This window comes from Mesorhizobium sp. B3-1-9, assembly GCF_006439595.1.
Taxonomy (GTDB): Bacteria; Pseudomonadota; Alphaproteobacteria; order Rhizobiales; family Rhizobiaceae; genus Mesorhizobium.
This window is the reverse complement of the sequence record NZ_VFTJ01000007.1, coordinates 231,178-247,552: the sequence shown is the minus strand read 5'-3', so window position 1 is coordinate 247,552 and position 16,375 is coordinate 231,178. Positions and strand designations below refer to the sequence as shown.

Here is a 16,375-nt window from a genome sequence, read left to right as displayed (position 1 = left end):
TCGGATGGGGCGTCGGACCGGGAAGGCACCGTCTCGCGGCCGGGGGGACAATGGCCGGACGGGATTCTTCAAAAGGACTGCAATTCCAAACGGAAAATCGCTTGGCCTGGAATTGCTTAGCGCCGGCCCGTCATGGCCGGCACTGAGGTTAAAGCAGCATCAGTTGTTCGCCGGCGCCCGAACCTGCGACGAATTGGTCGGTGCGAAGCTGCCGCCGCTCGACATTGAGGCCGAGCCGCTTGGCGGCGATCTCGAAACGCCGGCCGATCTGCCAGGCATAGGGACCGGCGCCCTTCATGCGCTTGCCCCATTCGGAATCGTAATCCTTGCCGTCGCGCATCGAGCGGATCAGCGACATCACATGCCGGTAGCGGTCGGGATAGTGGCGCAGCAGCCAATCCTTGAAGATCGGCGCCACTTCGAGCGGCAGGCGCAGGATGACGTATCCCGCCTCCCTTGCACCGGCGGCTCTGGCCGAATCGAGGATGCGTTCCATCTCCGGATCGTTGAGGCCCGGAACGATCGGCGCCACCATCACCGATGCCGGAATGCCGGCATCCGAAAGCTGCCTGATCGCCTCCAGCCGTTTCGTCGGCGTCGACGCGCGTGGTTCCATGGTTCTCGCCAGCATGCGGTCAAGCGTCGTCACCGACAACGCCACCTTGGCAAGGCCGCGCTCGGCCATGCGCGACAGGATGTCGATGTCGCGCGTCACCAGCGCCGACTTGGTGACGATGCCGACCGGATGGCCGCGCGCCTCCAGCACTTCCAGGATCTCGCGCATGATGCGGTATTGCTTCTCGATCGGCTGGTAGGGATCGGTGTTGGTGCCGATGGCGATCGTGCGCGGCTGGTAGCCCGGTTTCGATAATTCCCTGTCCAGCATGCGCGCGGCATCCGGCTTGGCGAACAGCTTCGATTCGAAATCGAGCCCCGGCGACAGGCCCATGAAGGCATGCGTCGGCCTGGCGAAGCAGTAGACGCAGCCATGCTCGCAGCCGCGATAGGGGTTGATCGAACGGTCGAAAGAGATGTCCGGCGACTCGTTGCGGGTGATGATCGTGCGCGGCTTCTCGACCTGCACTTCCGTCTTGAACGGCGGCAGTTCCTCCAGCGAGTTCCAGCCGTCGTCGAACACATGCCGGCTGACCGGCTCGAACCGGCCCGACGGGTTGATGCCGGCCGAACGGCCGCGATTGCGGTCGGGCCGCACGCGCATGCCGCTCTGTTCGATCATTGCATTGGCCATCTCGGCTCTGCCTGCTCCGAAAGCAGCAATGTCGGCACGCACGATCTGTTCCATTTTCGCCCTCTCCCAGGGACTGTCGGCAGGCTGTCGAATCGCTCTGTTCATGAAACTATTCCTATTTTACCGAAGAGAACAAAGCAAGAACTTTTTCGGCGAAAAGCCGTAGCTGGCGCAAGTCGCGGCTTTCCGCTATTCGGCTAAGGATGCTCAGCGTTCTCATCGAAACCCGCAACGACGAAGAGGGTCTTGCCCGTACGCTCGCCTCGCTGGTCGGCGGCGCGGTCGAGGGTGTGGTGCGCGACGTGATCGTCTGCGATCAGGGCTCGACCGACCAGACGCATCGGGTGGCCGAACATGCCGGCTGCCATTATGTGACCGGCGGCATCGGCGCCGGCATCGGCAAGGCCAAGGGCGATTGGCTGCTTTTTCTGGAACCCGGCGCGCGGCTTGCCGAGGGATGGATCGACGAGGTGGTGGCGCACACGGCGAAGCAAACCATGCCGGCGCGGTTTTCACGCGCCCGGGCCGACCGTGCGCCTTTCCTGGCCCGCGTCTTTTCGGGCAACCGCGCGTTGGCCGAGGGTCTTGTCATCAGCAAGCGTCAGGCCTCGGCCCTGGCAAAGAGCGCGCGCGGCGCCGAGGCCCTGGCGCGTGGTCTTGCCACCAGAAGGCTGAACGCCGAAATCTGGGTGGCGCCGCCGAAGTGATGCAGGCTCCCCCTTGTGGGAGAAGGAAGAAGCGCTGTCCCTGCCCAGTCAGGTCCCTCTGATTTCGACGGGCATCCAGGCCCTGCGGCGCCTGGCGACACGCTGCTCGCGCGTTTCGGCATCGAACCGAACGGCGACCGGCTGGCGGGAGAACAACTCGTGATCGTCAAGCGCGTTGACAATGACGACCGCCGTGGCGTCGTCACCGTCTCCGGCGATTGCCGCGACATAGACGCCGCACTCGCGGCAGACGAGATAGTCGGCGGTGCGCAGGCCGAAGCGGTAGACCTGCAGCCGTGCCCTGTCTTCGACTGAGATGCTCAGGCGTCCGTTCGGATCGGCGGCCGCGCGCGAGCCATGCCGGGTGCAGAACGAGCACTGGCAGGCGCGAATTTCCAGTCCGGCCGGGCCGAGCGTGGTGGAGAAGCTGAGGCGGATGTTGCCGCAATGGCATCCGCCGCTGTGAACGGTCATGGCAGATTGTCCCTTGTTCGCAGCACAAGGTACTTTGCCGGTCGCGGCTTCGGAATGGCTGCTCGTAGGCGAGAGCGCCATTCCGCCTGCAAACCGGATGCCGGTCGGGATGTTTTGCCTTTAGGTCTTGCCGCCACGCCTGAGATGCTCGTCCAGCCGCGGCATGATCTCGACGAAGTTGCAGGGCATGTGCCGGTAGTCGAGCTGCGCCTTGATGATGCCGTCCCAGGCGTCCTTGCAGGCGCCGGGCGAGCCCGGCAGCACGAAGACGAAGGTGGCGTTGACGACGCCGCCTGTCGCCCGGCTCTGGATCGTCGAGGTGCCGATCTTGTCATAGGAGATGCGGTGAAAGACTTCCGAAAAGCCGTCCATGCGCTTTTCGAAAATCGGCTCCAGCGCTTCCGGCGTCACGTCGCGGCCGGTGAAGCCGGTGCCGCCGGTGGTGATGACGACATCGATGTTTTCGTCCTTCGACCAGCCGAGAACCTTGTCGCGGATCTTCTCGCTGTCGTCGGTGACGATGTCGCGGGCGGCAAGCGTATGGCCGGCTTCCGTGATGCGGTCGGCCAGCGTCTGGCCGGACTTGTCGTCGGCAAGGCTGCGCGTATCGGAAACCGTCAGCACCGCGATGCGCAGCGGGATGAAGGACCGGCTCTCGTCAAGCTTCGCCATCTGTCACCTCCATGCTGCGCGTCGCGGCGACGAACCAGTCGGGATGGCGCGCGCGGATCTCGATCGCCGCGCGCTTGGCGACATTGCCGGTCTCGAACAGGCCGAAACACGTGGCGCCCGAGCCGGACATGCGCACGAAAGCTGCGTCGGCGCGCTTGAGCGCCTTCAGCGCCTCGCCGATCGCCGGCTGGATCGAGCGGGCAGGTGCCTCGAGATCGTTGCGCGTCGTCTCCAGCCAGTTGCGGACGGCGTGGAAGTCGAGGCGCTTCGGCAGCGGCGGCAGCGCCTCGTTGTCGCGGCTGGACAGCGCCTTGAACACGTCCGGCGTCAAGACGGCGACGCCCGGATTGACCAGGACCAGGCTAAGCGCCGGAAATGCGGAGAGCGGTGACACCTCATCGCCGATGCCGCGTGCGACCAGCGGTTTTGACGTCAGGCACATCGGCAGGTCGGCGCCGAGCGATAGGCCGATCCGCGCCAGCGAAATGTCGTCGATAACGAGCTTCCAGAGCCGCGCAAGGCCGTTGAGCGCCGCCGCCGCGTCGCTGGAGCCGCCGCCGACGCCGGACGCGATCGGCAGGTTCTTCTCCAGCTTGATGGCAACCGGCGGCGCATGCTGCGCGCCGGCTTCCCGGCGCAAGGCGTCGCGCGCCTTCACCACCAGATTGTCGCCGTCGAGCGGCAGGCCGGCGGCATAACGGCCGGATACCGAGAACTCGTCGTGCTCCGCCGGCTCGATCTCGAGCCGGTCGCCGAAGCGGGTGAAGACGGCAAGGCTGTCGATGAGATGGTAGCCGTCGGTGCGCTGTCCGGTGACATGCAGCGCCAGGTTGATCTTGGCTGGCGCAAGCCATGTCCGGATCTCTGCGCCGGGCTCGAGAATGTCGGCTGCTGGCGAGATGGGATCAGTCCTTGGCGAGACGGTATTCGCCGGTCTTGGGATCCTTGACCAGTGTGCCCATCGTGCCGTTCGCCGCCTGTTTCTCGGTCCGCCGGATTTTTGCCGTCACGCGCTCGGCCTCGCGCACGAAAGCGCGGTAACCAAAGTAAGCGGCGGCGCCGACAACGGCGAAGAAAATGATCTGCGGCATCTCTAAAACTCCTCCCGCGTCCTCGCGGCAAGGCCGGTCGAATGGGTCGGTCAAGCAGCCATGCTAGCCGCATTCATGGCTTTTTCAAAGCCCGAAGCGCGCCCATAGCGCGCGCTCTTCCGCCGCATCGAGGACGCCGCTGGCGGCGGCCGCCGCGATATCCGGCGCCGAAACACGCGAGCCAAACAGGCCAAATCGGCCGAAAAGCCCGCGCGGCGCGGTGATCAGCTTGAGCTGCGTCTTGTCGCCGAAACGCGTCCTGAGCACACCGCGCATATCGCCCAGCGCATCGACAAGGCCGAGCTCGAGGCCGCGCTTGGCGGTCCAGAACAGGCCGGTGAACAGGTCCGGGTCGTCCTTGAGCTTGCTGCCGCGCCGCTCCTTGACGAGGTCGATGAAGGTCTCGTGCACGTCGAGCTGCAGTGCCTTCAGCCGCTCGACGTCTTCCTTCTTTTCCGGTTTGAACGGATCGAGCACGGCCTTGTTCTGCCCGGCGGTGTGGACACGCCGCTCGACGCCGATCTTCTTCATCAACTCGGGGAAACCGAACGAGGCCGAGACCACGCCGATCGAGCCGACGATCGACGACGGGTCGGCGAAGATCTCGTCGCCGGCGATCGCGATCATGTAGCCGCCGGAAGCCGCCACGTCCTCGACGAAGACCAGCACCTTCTTGTCCTTTTCCACCGCCAGGTCGCGGATGCGCTTGAAGATCAGCCGCGACTGCACCGGTGAGCCGCCCGGCGAATTGATCGAGATGGCAACCGCCGGCGCATCGAAGCTGAATGCCTTTTCGATGACGCCGGCCGTCGAGGCGAGGGACAGGCTCGGCCGGAATTGGCCGCCGCCCGCCATGATGGCGCCTTGCAGCCGGATGACCGGAATGGTGACGGCTGTCGAGCGCCAGGATTTCGGCAGCAGGCGGTTGAAGAGGCGTTTCACGAAGGAATGTCTCCGGTCGATTTGCAAAGCAGCAAGATGAGATCAGGTCGGTTGGTCTGTTTCACGGGCGTCAGCTTGCTTTGGGCATGTAGGAATTCGCTGGCCAACGGCAATGCCGCATCGCCAGCCAGTGCATGTCGCGCAAAAGTGTGCAGCGGTTTTGCGAAAAAGACATGCATAAAACAAAACCTGAAGCGCGTCGCTAGAATCCATTTCAACGCGACGCGCTTCAAGGATCAATCGCCGAACAGCGATGCCAGGCCGTTATTGATCATTTCCGTCCGCTCCGCCGGCGCGTTGCCCGATGGTCCGTGCAAGGTGAGCGGCGGGCGGATCGACAGTTTTCCACGCGCGCCGAGCACCGCCCTGATGACGATGCGAATCGCCGCCGCGTCCGGCCGCGGATGCACGCACAGCATCTCGGCGTCGCCGAAGCGCCCCTCGATCGCATCGAGGATGGCGACCAATTGCTCGGGCCGGGCGATGACGGCCAGGCCGCCGCGCGGCCTGGCGACGGCGGCGGCGCTCCTGATCCAGCGCTCAAACAGCCCGTCCTCGACGACATGCGCCTCCCTGCGCAGCGCGTTGGGGGTGGCGCGATCCTCGGCGGCGTTGAACGGCGGATTCATAATGACGAAATCGAACTGGTTGTCGGCAAGGCCGGCTTCCGCACGCGCCCGGCCGGCCAGCGTCACGTCGGCCGCCAGTACCGAAGCGCGGTCGCCGAGATGCGCATTGCCGGGATGCGAAAGCGTGGCGGCGGCGAACCCGGCCATTTCGGCCGAGCGTTCGACAAGCACTGCCTGCGCCGCCGGGCAGCGCGACAGCACGGCAAGGGCCGCCGCGCCGGCGCCCGCGCCGAAATCGGCGAGCCGGCCGGAAAAGCCGGACGGCACGGCCGCCGCCAGCATCATGGCGTCCATGCCGGCGCGATGACCGCCCCGGCTCGGCTGCACCAGCCAGAAGCGCCCGCGGTGGAAGGCATCGACCGTGTGCGCCGGCGTATCCGGGACGGGGGCGGTGTTGGCTGCCATTATTTTTTGCGGATCTCGTTCTCGATGCCGGCATCCTTGAGGATGCGGCGCGCCGCATCGACCTTCTCGGCATCGACCATCACCCGCCGCGGCAGGATGCCGAGCGAGCCGTCGAGCACGCTCATATTCTGGTCGGCGACGAAACAGGCGATGCCGGCGTCGCGCATCAGCGATTCGACAAAGGAGATCACGACGGCGTCGTTGGTCCGGACAAGCTCGATCATGGAGCGAAAGTCGCAGGTTGCAGCGTTCCTGTAAACGTGCGGATAGACACACCGTCGGCGAAGCCGCGCCAATTCGCCTCTTGCCGTGCCCGGTTGTGCCGCCCTAGAGTCGGTGCGGGATTAAGGGTGCCGTCGTGCGCGTTAACTCGTGCGCGTTGAAGAGACGGGAGTTGTCGTGGTGGGTGTCGTTCTCAACATCGAAGGCAAGCGGGAACCCGCTTCCATCAAGGATTTGATCGATCTGACGGCGGCCGACATGGGGCGGGTCAACGAGCTGATCCTGTCCAAGGCCGGCTCCGACGTCGAGATGATCCCGGAGATCGCCAACCACCTGATCTCGTCCGGCGGCAAGCGGCTGCGGCCCATGCTCACGCTCGCCGCCGCGCAGATGTTCGGCTATTCCGGCGAAGGCCATGTCAAGCTCGCCACGGCGGTCGAGTTCATGCACACGGCGACGCTTCTGCATGACGACGTGGTCGACGAGAGCGCGCTGCGCCGCGGCAAGAAGACGGCGCGCATGATCTGGGGCAACCAGGCGAGCGTGCTCGTCGGCGATTTCCTGCTCGGCCAGGCGTTTCGCATGATGGTCGAGGTCGGTTCGCTGGAGGCGCTGGACATCCTGTCGGCCGCGGCCTCCATCATCGCCGAAGGCGAGGTCATGCAGCTCGCCGCCGCGAAAAACCTCGAGACCACCGAGGATGAGCATTTCGCCGTCATCAAGGCCAAGACAGCGGCGCTGTTTTCGGCTGCGGCGGAAGTCGGGCCGGTCATCGCCCAGGCCTCGCGCACCGATCGCGCCGCACTTCGCTCATACGGCATGAATCTCGGCCTGGCCTTCCAGCTCATCGACGACGCGCTGGATTATGGCGGCTCGAGCAAGGATCTCGGCAAGAATGTCGGCGACGATTTCCGCGAGGGCAAGGTGACGCTGCCGGTGATCCTCGCCTACCGGCGCGGCACCAAGGCCGAGCGCACCTTCTGGAAGCGCGCCATCGAGGACAATGTCGCCGACGACGCCGGGCTCGAAAAGGCGATCGGCCTGATGACCCGCCACGGCGCCATCGCCGACACGATCGGCCGCGCCCGCCATTTCGGCGAGATCGCCCGCGACGCGCTGGCGCCGCTGGAAGCGACGCCGCAGAAGTCGGCTTTGATCGACGTCATCGATTTCTGCATCAGCCGCGTCAACTGAGCCGGTCTGTCTTCTCGGGACTTGCCTGGCATCCGCCGGGCGGGGCGCCTGTGAATCGCGCGCCGGCCGTCTCGACAAAGGGCGGTCCGGCAAATTATCTATAAAATATGGCCAGCACAGAAGACACGATCGCCGTCCGCATCAGCAAGGAACTGGCGGACCGCATCATTTCGGGCGCCATCGAGCCCGGCTCGCGGCTGCGCCAGGATCATGTCGCGGAGGAATTCAACACCAGCCATGTCCCGGTGCGCGAGGCTTTTCGCCGCCTCGAGGCGCAAGGCTTGGCGATCAGCGAGCCGCGCCGCGGCGTGCGCGTCGCTTCTTTCGATCTCGGCGAGGTGAGGGAAGTGGCCGAGATGCGGGCGGCGCTCGAAGTGCTGGCGCTGCGCCATGCCGCGCCGCATCTGACGGCGTCGATCCTCGACCTGGCCGAGGAGGCGACCAAGGCCGGCGACAAGTCCCGCGACGTGCGCTCCTGGGAAGAGGCCAATCGCACCTTCCACCGGCTGATCCTGGCGCCCTGCAACATGCCGCGCCTGCTCTCCACCATCGACGACCTGCACGCCGCGAGCGCGCGTTTCCTGTTCGCGGCCTGGCGCTCCGAGTGGGAAATCCGCACCGACCAGGATCACCGCGCGATCCTGAGCGCGCTGAGACAAGGCAACACCGAATCGGCTGCCGCGACCTTGGGGCGTCACGTGCAATGGATCGGCCAGAAGCCGGTCAAGACCGCCTCCGGCAGAACGCGAGACACCTTCGCCATCGTGGGGTAGGTTCGGTGATTGGCGATGGGCCGAGGCCGCTCAGCTTCGTCATTCCGGGGTCTGCGCGCGTCGCTTCGCTCCCTTGCTCCGCCCTGGAATGACGAGTTCGAGGGCAGGCGCTTGCCATTCGTTTCAAAATATGGATTCAATAATAGATGAAGTTCAAAAATTATCTATAATTCCACACAAGCCAAGGAAGACATCGTGACCAACGCAGCCGTTTCGGCCCAAAAACCCTCCTTCAGCCCACTGCGGCTGCACAGCCGTTCGCTCGCCTGGCAGATCGGCGCCGTCATTCTTGGCTCGCTGTTCCTGGCGCTGTCCTCCTATATCGAGGTGCCGATGGTGCCGGTGCCGGTGACCATGCAGACCTTCGCTGTCACGCTGGTCGGTGCCCTCTACGGCTGGCGCTTCGGCGCGCTCACCATTGCCGCCTGGCTGGTCGAAGGCGCGGCAGGGTTTCCCGTGCTGGCGGGCGGGGCGGCCGGCATTCAGCATTTCGTCGGTCCGACCGGCGGCTATCTCTTCGCCTTCCCGGTTGTCGGCGCCGTTGTCGGCTGGCTGGCCGAACGCGGCTGGAACGGCAACCGCGTCATGCTGGCCTTCGCCGCCATGCTCATCGGCAACCTGCTTTGCCTGGTTCTCGGCACCGGCTGGCTCGCCGTCATGATCGGCGCCGAGAAGGCCATCACCTTCGGCTTCCTGCCCTTCATTGTCGGCGGCCTGCTCAAGTCGGCGCTGGGCGCGGCGACGCTGAAGCTCTTTTCCACCTATCGGGCGGAACAGCGCGACCGCTCGTCCGGGACGCGATGACCGTCAGGCTGCGCGCCCATCACCTGCTCTGCCTGCTGACCTATGTCGGCAAGGGCTACTCGCCGGCCTTCACCGCCAACTACGACAAGGTGGTGAAGCGGCTGGGCGAGGGCGAGGGGGTGGTGATCGTTTCCGGTCCGGACGACATCTGCGCACCGCTGCTCGGCGAACCGGAGCCGCATTGCCTGCGCCAAAGCGCCGCTGAGCGGGACGGGCTCGCCGCGCGCGACGTGGGGGCTTTCCTCGGCCAGCCGATCGAGGACGGCGACCGGTTCGTGCTGGACGCCTCCAGGCTGGCAGGGATGCGCAAGGCTTTTTCCGCCGGCCTGATGCGCCAGGCGTGCTCCGGCTGCGAATGGTCCGGCCTGTGCGACGCGGTTGCCGCCGGCGGATTCAGCGACACGCGTCTTTAGAGCATGATCCCGAAAAAGAGCATGATCCCGAAAAGTGGGCCGCGGTTTTCGGGAAAGATCATGCTCCAACAAAAGAACTGGATCAGGATGGCGATTCAACGCAACGTCATCCTGATCCAGGCAGCCCGATGCCGGCATATGGGCGTCCCGGGCCTCCGCGCGGGATTTTTCGGTGGCGCGGCATCGTTTTTTAAGCCGGATGATTGCATTGTGATTCGCTTGGCGATTGAAGCCCGACCCCAAAAAGGCCATGCTTTGGCCGGAAAAGATCGAGTCTGTGGGCGGTCCTCCAAGGGCGGGATCGCATCTGGCTGAAAGGGATACGATGCGGCAAGGACGTGCGCGCTGGCTGACGAGGCTGGCATTTTTGACCGGTGTGGCGCTTTGGGTGCTGCCGGTCCAAGCCAAGGAAGATGCCCAACCGCTCCAGATCACGTCTTTCTCGGGCGCGTATCTCGCGGCTCATATCGCTGAAAGCGACAACGACCTCGACGACGCGATCGCTTATTACAAGCAGGCGCTGGCCTTTGCGCCGGACGACAAGGATCTGCAGCAGAGCCTGATGCTGGCTCTGGTCGCGCAAGGCCGCTTCGAGGAATCGCTGGTCTATGCCGACAAGCTGAAGGAAGTGCCGGATGTCGAGCGCTTCTCGCGCTTGGCGCTGGCCATCGATTCCTTCCACAAGAAGGACTACGCCAAGGCGCAGTACTGGTTGAAGCTCTCGCTCGAATCCGATCTCGACCGGCTGCTTTCCGGCGTGATGGACGGCTGGGCCAAGGAAGGCGCCGGCAACGCGTCCGAGGCCATGGATTCCGTTGACAAGCTCAAGGGCCCGGACTGGTTCGGCCTGTTCAAATCGTTCCACCGCGCGCTGATCGCCGACGCCGCCGGCCTGAACGACAAGGCCGATGAACTCTACGCCGCCACCCTGGCCGACACCACGGCCGGCGGCTCCGCGCCCGAAACCTGGATGCGCAATGCGCAGGCCTATGCCTCGTTCCTCACCCGCAAGGGTGACAAGTCGAAGGCGCTGGCGGTGTTGAACCAGGCCGAGGCCTTCGCGCCGGGCAAGCTCGAAATCACCACGTTGCGTGACCGCATAGCCAAGGGCGATAAGATCGAGCCGCTGGTGGCCGGCCCGGCCGACGGCGCGTCCGAAATCCTGCTCGACCTTGCCACCGCGCTCAACCGCGGCGGCGGCGAGCCTTTCGTGCGCCTCTATCTGCAATATGCGCTGGCGCTGAAGCCGGACAGCGACGCGGCCCTGGTGCAGCTTGCCGCCGTTGCCGAGCAGCTCAAGGACGGTGAAGGCGCGGTCGCGCTATACCGCCGTATTCCGGCGTCCTCGCCGCTCAAAGAGCTCTCCGACCTGCAGATCGGCCTCAACCTTGCCGATCTCGACAAGCACGACGAAGCGATTTCCCACCTCAAGGCCTATCTCGACAAGCATCCGGAGGACATGCGCGCCTATCTGGCGCTTGGCGGCGTCTATGGCTCGAAGGAAGATTTCCGCTCGGCCGCCAATCTCTACGACAAGGCCGTCGAGCAGCTGAAGACGCCGACCGCCGCCAACTGGAACATCTTCTACCAGCGCGGCATCGCTTATGAGCGGCTGAAGGAATGGCCGAAGGCGGAACCGAACTTCCGCAAGGCGCTGGAGCTGCAGCCCGACCAGCCGCAGGTCATGAACTATCTCGGCTATTCCTGGGTCGACATGAACATGAACCTCAAGGAAGGCCTGGCGATGATCCAGAAGGCCGTGGATCTGCGGCCGAACGACGGCTACATCGTCGATTCGCTTGGTTGGGCCTATTTCCGCATGGGTCGCTTCGACGACGCCGTGCGCGAGATGGAGCGCGCCGTCTCGCTGAAGCCGGAGGATCCGGTCCTCAACGACCATCTCGGCGATGCTTACTGGCGCGTCGGCCGCAAGCTCGAGGCCACCTATCAGTGGACCCAGGCGCGTGACCTGAAGCCGGATCCGGATGTGCTCGCCACCCTGCAACAGAAGCTGCTCAAGGGCCTGCCGCCGATCGAATCCAACACCGCGCAGGAAACCCCGAAGGTGAAGCCGGAGCCGACGCCCGCGCCGAAAGGCTAAACCGCTTGCCAGCGTTCAAAAAAACGGGGCTCGACGAGCCCCGTTTTCGTTTAGCTCGGCGTCTGCCGAGCTTAGGCGTTGGCAGGCGGCATGCGTTGGAGATCGGTCGAAATGCCCGCCCCGTCGTCATCCACGGGCGGAGCAAGGAGCGAAGCGACGCGCGCAGACCCGAGGATCCATTCCGTGACTTCCGAGCGCTGCTGCGGTGCAGAATTCTGCTCCGCTGCATTCCTTGATCAGGGTCACGGAATGGATCCTCGGGTCTGCGCGACGCCGCTTCGCGGCTGCTCCGCCTTGGAATGACGAGGTTGGGAGGCTTCAGCCAATCCTCAGCGTTTGTGCCGATTTCACGGAAGTGACCGGCCAAAATCTTGCCCGTCGACAAATGGCGACTTTCAAAATCCCTGTGTCGAGAAGCTAGAACATCTTTCTGTAGACGACGAATCCGGACTTCTCGCCGACCTTGTCGTAGAGTTGCATCGCCGTGTGGTTCGTCTCATGCGTCAGCCAGTAGACGCGGTTCGCGCCCGCCTGCCTGGCGCGCTCGTAGACGCCCTCGATCAGCGCCCGGCCGACGCCTTGGCCGCGCGCGGCTTGCGTGGTGAAGAGATCCTGCAAATAGCAGCTCGGCGCGATCGATGTCGTCGAGCGATGATAGAGATAGTGCACGAGACCGAGCAGGTTGCCCTCGCGCTCGGCCACCAGCGCATGCACCGGCTCATAGGCGTCGAAGAAACGCGACCAGGTCATCTGCGTGATCTCGCCGGCAAGCGCCGTCGGGCCGGAGCGCCCGTAAAACGCGTTGTAGCCATCCCACAGCGGCAGCCACTGCTCGTAATCCTGCCTCGTGACGGGGCGGACGGTGAGTTGACCGGACATGGCGAAACCTTTGTCGTTGAACCAACGGAGCAAACAGTGGCCGCTGCTCGACAGCAATGGGCCAGCCCGCCGCAATGCTTTCCACTTGCGGGACGCGAGCCGCCGCCTTGACGCTTGCCGGCCCGGCAACTAGGGAAGCGTCATCCTGCGCTTTCCGAGGCCGAGGCCGCCGTGACCATCGAGATCCCCGCCCATATGCATCCCAGCCGCTCCTTCCAGGGGCTGATCCTGACCTTGCACAATTACTGGGCGGACTATGGTTGCCTCATCCTGCAGCCCTACGACATGGAAGTCGGCGCCGGCACCTTCCACCCGGCAACCACCTTGCGCGCGCTGGGTCCCTTGCGCTGGAACGCCGCTTACGTGCAGCCCTCGCGCCGGCCGAAGGACGGCCGCTATGGCGAAAACCCGAACCGCCTGCAGCATTATTACCAGTATCAGGTGATCCTGAAACCCAATCCGCCGAACCTGCAGGAACTCTATCTCGGCTCGCTCGAGGCGATCGGCGTCGATCCGCTGCTGCATGACATCCGCTTCGTCGAGGACGACTGGGAAAGCCCGACGCTGGGCGCCTGGGGGCTCGGCTGGGAATGCTGGTGCGATGGCATGGAAGTTTCGCAGTTCACCTATTTCCAGCAGGTCTGCGGCATCGAATGCGCGCCGGTGGCGGGCGAGCTGACTTACGGCCTGGAGCGGCTCGCCATGTATGTCCAGGGCGTCGACAATGTCTACGACCTGAACTTCAACGGCCGCGAAGGCGCCGAGAAGGTCACTTACGGCGACGTCTTCCTGCAGGCCGAGCAGGAGTATTCGCGCCACAATTTCGAATTCGCCAACACCGCGATGCTGCTGAGACACTTCGAGGACGCGGAGGCCGAATGCAAGGCGCTGCTCGATGCCGGCACGCCCAAGCCGAGCGACAATCTGGCGATGCACCGCATGGTCTTTCCGGCCTACGACCAATGCATCAAGGCGAGCCACGTCTTCAACCTGCTCGACGCGCGCGGCGTGATCTCGGTCACCGAGCGGCAAAGCTACATCCTGCGCGTGCGCAATCTGGCCAAGGCGTGCGGTGAAGCGTTCCTCAAGACGCGGGCGGGCGGGCTGGCGGCGGCTTAAGCCGACACGGCTTTCACGGTCTCGGCGGCGGCGGCGCTCGGCAATGCGATCTGCGCCGTTGCGCCGTCGATCGTACGCATGGCCTGCCTGACCCCCGGCATCGTGATCGTGCCATGCGCCTGGGCGGCGAAGCAGGCGCTGAGCGCCAGGATCTGCAGGGTTCTCGATGCCGTCTTCATCGTCGTTCAGCCAATAGGTCTCTGCCTGAGCGTTTGTCGCTTCAGCGCAGCGTTCGGTTCATGGGAAGTTCTGCTCCAAGGACGGGTGGGCCGGCGCCAACCCGACAGTGGGTGGCAAAATTCCGCGAAATCGATTGAAGAGGCGGTCTGCTTGCGGGGTGACAGCGGCCGGCCGAGTTGCTATTTCCCGCCCCATTCGTGACACCGGCGCCACGCGCCGACCTTCCCCATCGAGGGGAGGGTATGGAGCCAACCAATGCCCGACTTGCTGCTCGAACTTCGCTCCGAGGAAATCCCCGCCCGCATGCAGCGTAAGGCGGCCGGCGACCTCAGGAAGATGCTGGCCGACGGTCTGGTCGAGGCGGGTCTGACCTATGAGGCGGCGCGTGAATATTGGACGCCGCGGCGCCTGACGCTCGACATAAGGGGCCTGACCGCGCGTTCGAAGGACATCCGCGAGGAGATCAAGGGGCCGTCGACCACGGCGCCCGAGCAGGCGGTGCAGGGCTTCCTGCGCAAGGCCGGCCTGTCATCGATTGCCGAGGCGCATGTCCATTCCGACCCGAAGAAGGGCGACTTCTACGTCGCCCACATCGCGAAGCCGGGCAGGGCAGCCGAAGAAATCATCGCCGAGCTGGTGCCGGGCATCATCCGGAACTTCCCCTGGCCGAAATCGATGCGCTGGGGGCCGGCCTCGGCAAAACCCGGCTCGCTGCGCTGGGTGCGGCCGCTGCAGTCGATCGTCTGCACCTTCGGCCCGGAGACCGAGGAACCGGTGGTGGTCGATTTCGAGATCGACGGCATCCGCTCAGGCAACGTCACCTACGGCCATCGCTTCCATGCGCCGGGCCCGATCACCGTGCGCCGCTTCGACGACTATGTGTCAAAGCTCGAAGCGGCCAAGGTCGTGCTCGACGCCGACCGGCGCAAGGAGATCATCCTGGCCGATGCCCGCAATACCGCCTTCGCCAACGGCCTCGATCTTGTCGAGGACGAGGGCTTGCTGGAGGAGGTCTCCGGCCTGGTCGAATGGCCGGTCGTGCTGATGGGCGAGTTCGAGCAGGATTTCCTCACCATTCCGGGCGAGGTCATCCGCCTCACCATCCGCGCCAACCAGAAATGCTTCGTCACCCGGCCGCAGGGCAAAGGCGAGGACCTGTCAAACCGCTTCATCCCGGTCGCCAACCTCGAGGCGAGCGACGGCGGCAAGGAAATCGCCTACGGCAACGGCAAGGTGGTGCGCGCCCGCCTGTCCGACGCGCTCTATTTCTGGAAGACCGATCAGGGCGACCTGCCGGACCTCGATCAACTCGGGGAATCGGCGGCGAAATTCGACCTGGATTTGAAGAAGCCGCTCGACCAGCGCATGGCGCGGCTCGATCATCTGAACGTGACCTTCCATGCCAAGCTCGGCACGCAAGGGGAGAGGGTCGCGCGCATCAAGCGGCTGGCTGAGGAGCTTGCCTTGGTCGTCGGCGCCGACAGCGCGCTCGTCGCCCGCGCGTCGGTGCTCGCCAAAGCCGATCTGCAGACCGAAGTGGTCGGCGAGTTTCCCGAACTGCAAGGCGCCATGGGCCGCAAATATGCGCTGCTGCAGGGCGAGCATGCATCCGTGGCCGCGGCCGCCGAGGAGCACTACAAACCGCAGGGCCCGTCCGATCGCGTGCCCACCGATCCGGTCTCGGTTGCGGTGGCGCTCGCCGATAAGCTCGACACGCTGACCGGCTTCTGGGCGATCGATGAAAAGCCCACGGGCTCGAAGGATCCGTTTGCCCTCAGAAGGGCAGCGCTTGGTGTGGTCAGGATCCTCATCGAGAACCGTATCCGGCTGGCGCTGGCGTCTGTTTTCGCCAAGGCCTTTGCAAACTTCAAAGGCGGCGCGGATCAGTCGTCCGACCTCCTCGCCTTCTTCCATGACCGCCTGAAAGTCTACCTCCGAGACCAGGGCGCCAGGCACGACCTCATCGATGCCGTCATCACGCCTGCGTCCGACGATCTGCTCCAGATCGTCCGCCGCGTCGAGGCGCTCGGCTCCTTCCTCGACAGCGAGGACGGCAGAAACCTGCTGGCCGGCACCAAGCGTGCGGCCAACATCCTGGCTGCCGAGGAGAAGAAGAAAACCGTGGTGGCCGAGACTGTTGAGCCGGCGCTGTTTCGCGAGGATGCGGAAAAGAAGTTGTTTGCGGCGGTGAATCAGGCCGAGAAGGAAGCCGGCCAAGCAATTCAAAACGAAGATTTTTCCGCCGCCATGCTGGCGCTTAGCGTGTTGCGCGAACCGGTTGATTCATTCTTTGAGGGCGTTCTCGTGAATGATGAGGACCAGGCCGTGCGCGCCAACCGGCTGGCGCTGCTTGCCCGCATCCGCGCCGCCACCGACCAGGTCGCCAACTTCTCCAAAATCGTCGGCTGACGGTTCGAAAAATCGTAGGCTCGCTACCGGTCGCATCCGCTAGGATGCGGGCAGGCTTGAACAATTCGGCGCTCGAAATTTAATGCGCCGGAGCCGGCTTACAGTCATACGG

Annotated in this window: 20 protein-coding genes; 9 read left to right on the top strand and 11 right to left on the bottom strand. The window is 64.7% G+C overall.

The genetic code is table 11. The features are described 5' to 3' along the window. Positions 1-148: 148 nt before the first annotated feature. Positions 149-1,303 (bottom strand): PA0069 family radical SAM protein, encoded by a 1,155-nt coding sequence (locus FJW07_RS15660; RefSeq protein ID WP_140645060.1) that lies wholly within the window; start codon positions 1,301-1,303, stop codon positions 149-151. A 149-nt stretch (positions 1,304-1,452) separates the two neighbouring features. Between FJW07_RS15660 and FJW07_RS15655 the strand changes: the two genes are divergently transcribed. Then, positions 1,453-1,956, top strand: a complete 504-nt coding sequence (locus FJW07_RS15655; RefSeq protein ID WP_140857392.1) for a glycosyltransferase — start codon at positions 1,453-1,455, stop codon at positions 1,954-1,956. Positions 1,957-2,004: 48 nt separating this feature from the next. Here FJW07_RS15655 and FJW07_RS15650 read toward each other — a convergent pair whose 3' ends face one another. The 8 genes from FJW07_RS15650 to FJW07_RS15615 form a co-directional block, all read right to left on the bottom strand. Then, entirely contained in the window at positions 2,005-2,430 is a 426-nt protein-coding gene (locus FJW07_RS15650) for an aldehyde-activating protein (RefSeq protein WP_140857390.1), read from the bottom strand. Between the two features lie 120 nt (positions 2,431-2,550). Further along, on the bottom strand, positions 2,551-3,102 hold the full coding sequence (gene moaB / locus FJW07_RS15645) for a molybdenum cofactor biosynthesis protein B (RefSeq protein WP_140857389.1): 552 nt from the start codon (positions 3,100-3,102) through the stop codon (positions 2,551-2,553). Then, the gene (locus FJW07_RS15640; RefSeq protein ID WP_140857387.1) at positions 3,089-3,985 is read right to left on the bottom strand and encodes a 4-(cytidine 5'-diphospho)-2-C-methyl-D-erythritol kinase; all 897 of its coding nucleotides are present in this window, start codon (positions 3,983-3,985) and stop codon (positions 3,089-3,091) included. Before FJW07_RS15640 ends, moaB begins: the two co-directional genes overlap by 14 nt. Positions 3,986-4,007: 22 nt before the next feature. Next, positions 4,008-4,193 carry a membrane protein gene (locus tag FJW07_RS15635; protein WP_027164591.1) on the bottom strand — a complete coding sequence of 62 codons (186 nt, stop codon included), beginning with the start codon at positions 4,191-4,193 and terminating at the stop codon, positions 4,008-4,010. An 84-nt stretch (positions 4,194-4,277) separates the two neighbouring features. Next, on the bottom strand, positions 4,278-5,135 hold the full coding sequence (locus tag FJW07_RS15630) for a S49 family peptidase (RefSeq protein ID WP_140659461.1): 858 nt from the start codon (positions 5,133-5,135) through the stop codon (positions 4,278-4,280). Further along, positions 5,132-5,368: a hypothetical protein gene (locus FJW07_RS15625; RefSeq protein WP_140659460.1), complete on the bottom strand. Its 237-nt coding sequence runs from the start codon at positions 5,366-5,368 to the stop codon at positions 5,132-5,134. Before FJW07_RS15625 ends, FJW07_RS15630 begins: the two co-directional genes overlap by 4 nt. Before the next feature lie 3 nt (positions 5,369-5,371). After that, positions 5,372-6,169, bottom strand: coding sequence for a methyltransferase (locus tag FJW07_RS15620; protein ID WP_181182640.1), 798 nt, complete (start codon positions 6,167-6,169; stop codon positions 5,372-5,374). Continuing rightward, the gene (locus FJW07_RS15615; RefSeq protein ID WP_027164594.1) at positions 6,169-6,393 is read right to left on the bottom strand and encodes a DUF2007 domain-containing protein; all 225 of its coding nucleotides are present in this window, start codon (positions 6,391-6,393) and stop codon (positions 6,169-6,171) included. The genes FJW07_RS15620 and FJW07_RS15615 overlap by 1 nt, the downstream gene beginning before the upstream one ends. A 178-nt stretch (positions 6,394-6,571) precedes the next feature. Here FJW07_RS15615 and FJW07_RS15610 point away from each other — a divergent pair, with 178 nt between their 5' ends. From FJW07_RS15610 to FJW07_RS15585, 6 genes are all read left to right on the top strand, one after another. Next, the gene (locus FJW07_RS15610; protein WP_140645054.1) at positions 6,572-7,585 is read left to right on the top strand and encodes a polyprenyl synthetase family protein; all 1,014 of its coding nucleotides are present in this window, start codon (positions 6,572-6,574) and stop codon (positions 7,583-7,585) included. 107 nt (positions 7,586-7,692) lie between these two features. Further along, positions 7,693-8,358 carry a GntR family transcriptional regulator gene (locus FJW07_RS15605; RefSeq protein ID WP_140857386.1) on the top strand — a complete coding sequence of 222 codons (666 nt, stop codon included), beginning with the start codon at positions 7,693-7,695 and terminating at the stop codon, positions 8,356-8,358. Positions 8,359-8,553: 195 nt separating this feature from the next. Further along, entirely contained in the window at positions 8,554-9,162 is a 609-nt protein-coding gene (locus FJW07_RS15600; protein ID WP_140857385.1) for a biotin transporter BioY, read from the top strand. After that, a complete protein-coding gene (locus FJW07_RS15595; protein WP_140857384.1) occupies positions 9,159-9,575 on the top strand; it encodes a DUF1284 domain-containing protein in 417 nt (138 codons plus the stop codon). Before FJW07_RS15600 ends, FJW07_RS15595 begins: the two co-directional genes overlap by 4 nt. 3 nt (positions 9,576-9,578) lie before the next feature. Next, entirely contained in the window at positions 9,579-9,890 is a 312-nt protein-coding gene (locus FJW07_RS15590; RefSeq protein WP_140857383.1) for a hypothetical protein, read from the top strand. A 10-nt stretch (positions 9,891-9,900) separates the two neighbouring features. Further along, complete coding sequence (locus FJW07_RS15585) at positions 9,901-11,676, top strand: tetratricopeptide repeat protein (protein WP_140857382.1); 1,776 nt, start codon at positions 9,901-9,903, stop codon at positions 11,674-11,676. 417 nt (positions 11,677-12,093) lie between these two features. Here FJW07_RS15585 and FJW07_RS15580 read toward each other — a convergent pair whose 3' ends face one another. After that, complete coding sequence (locus FJW07_RS15580) at positions 12,094-12,555, bottom strand: GNAT family N-acetyltransferase (RefSeq protein WP_140857381.1); 462 nt, start codon at positions 12,553-12,555, stop codon at positions 12,094-12,096. A gap of 195 nt (positions 12,556-12,750) precedes the next feature. On the opposite strand from FJW07_RS15580, the gene FJW07_RS15575 reads away from it, so the two are divergent. After that, entirely contained in the window at positions 12,751-13,674 is a 924-nt protein-coding gene (locus FJW07_RS15575; protein WP_176480037.1) for a glycine--tRNA ligase subunit alpha, read from the top strand. Here the strand turns inward: FJW07_RS15575 and FJW07_RS15570 are convergent. After that, on the bottom strand, positions 13,671-13,853 hold the full coding sequence (locus FJW07_RS15570; protein ID WP_140645047.1) for a hypothetical protein: 183 nt from the start codon (positions 13,851-13,853) through the stop codon (positions 13,671-13,673). The genes FJW07_RS15575 and FJW07_RS15570 overlap by 4 nt on opposite strands. A 256-nt stretch (positions 13,854-14,109) precedes the next feature. Here FJW07_RS15570 and glyS point away from each other — a divergent pair, with 256 nt between their 5' ends. After that, the gene (gene glyS / locus FJW07_RS15565) at positions 14,110-16,263 is read left to right on the top strand and encodes a glycine--tRNA ligase subunit beta (RefSeq protein WP_140857380.1); all 2,154 of its coding nucleotides are present in this window, start codon (positions 14,110-14,112) and stop codon (positions 16,261-16,263) included. The last annotated feature ends 112 nt before the right edge of the window (positions 16,264-16,375 follow it).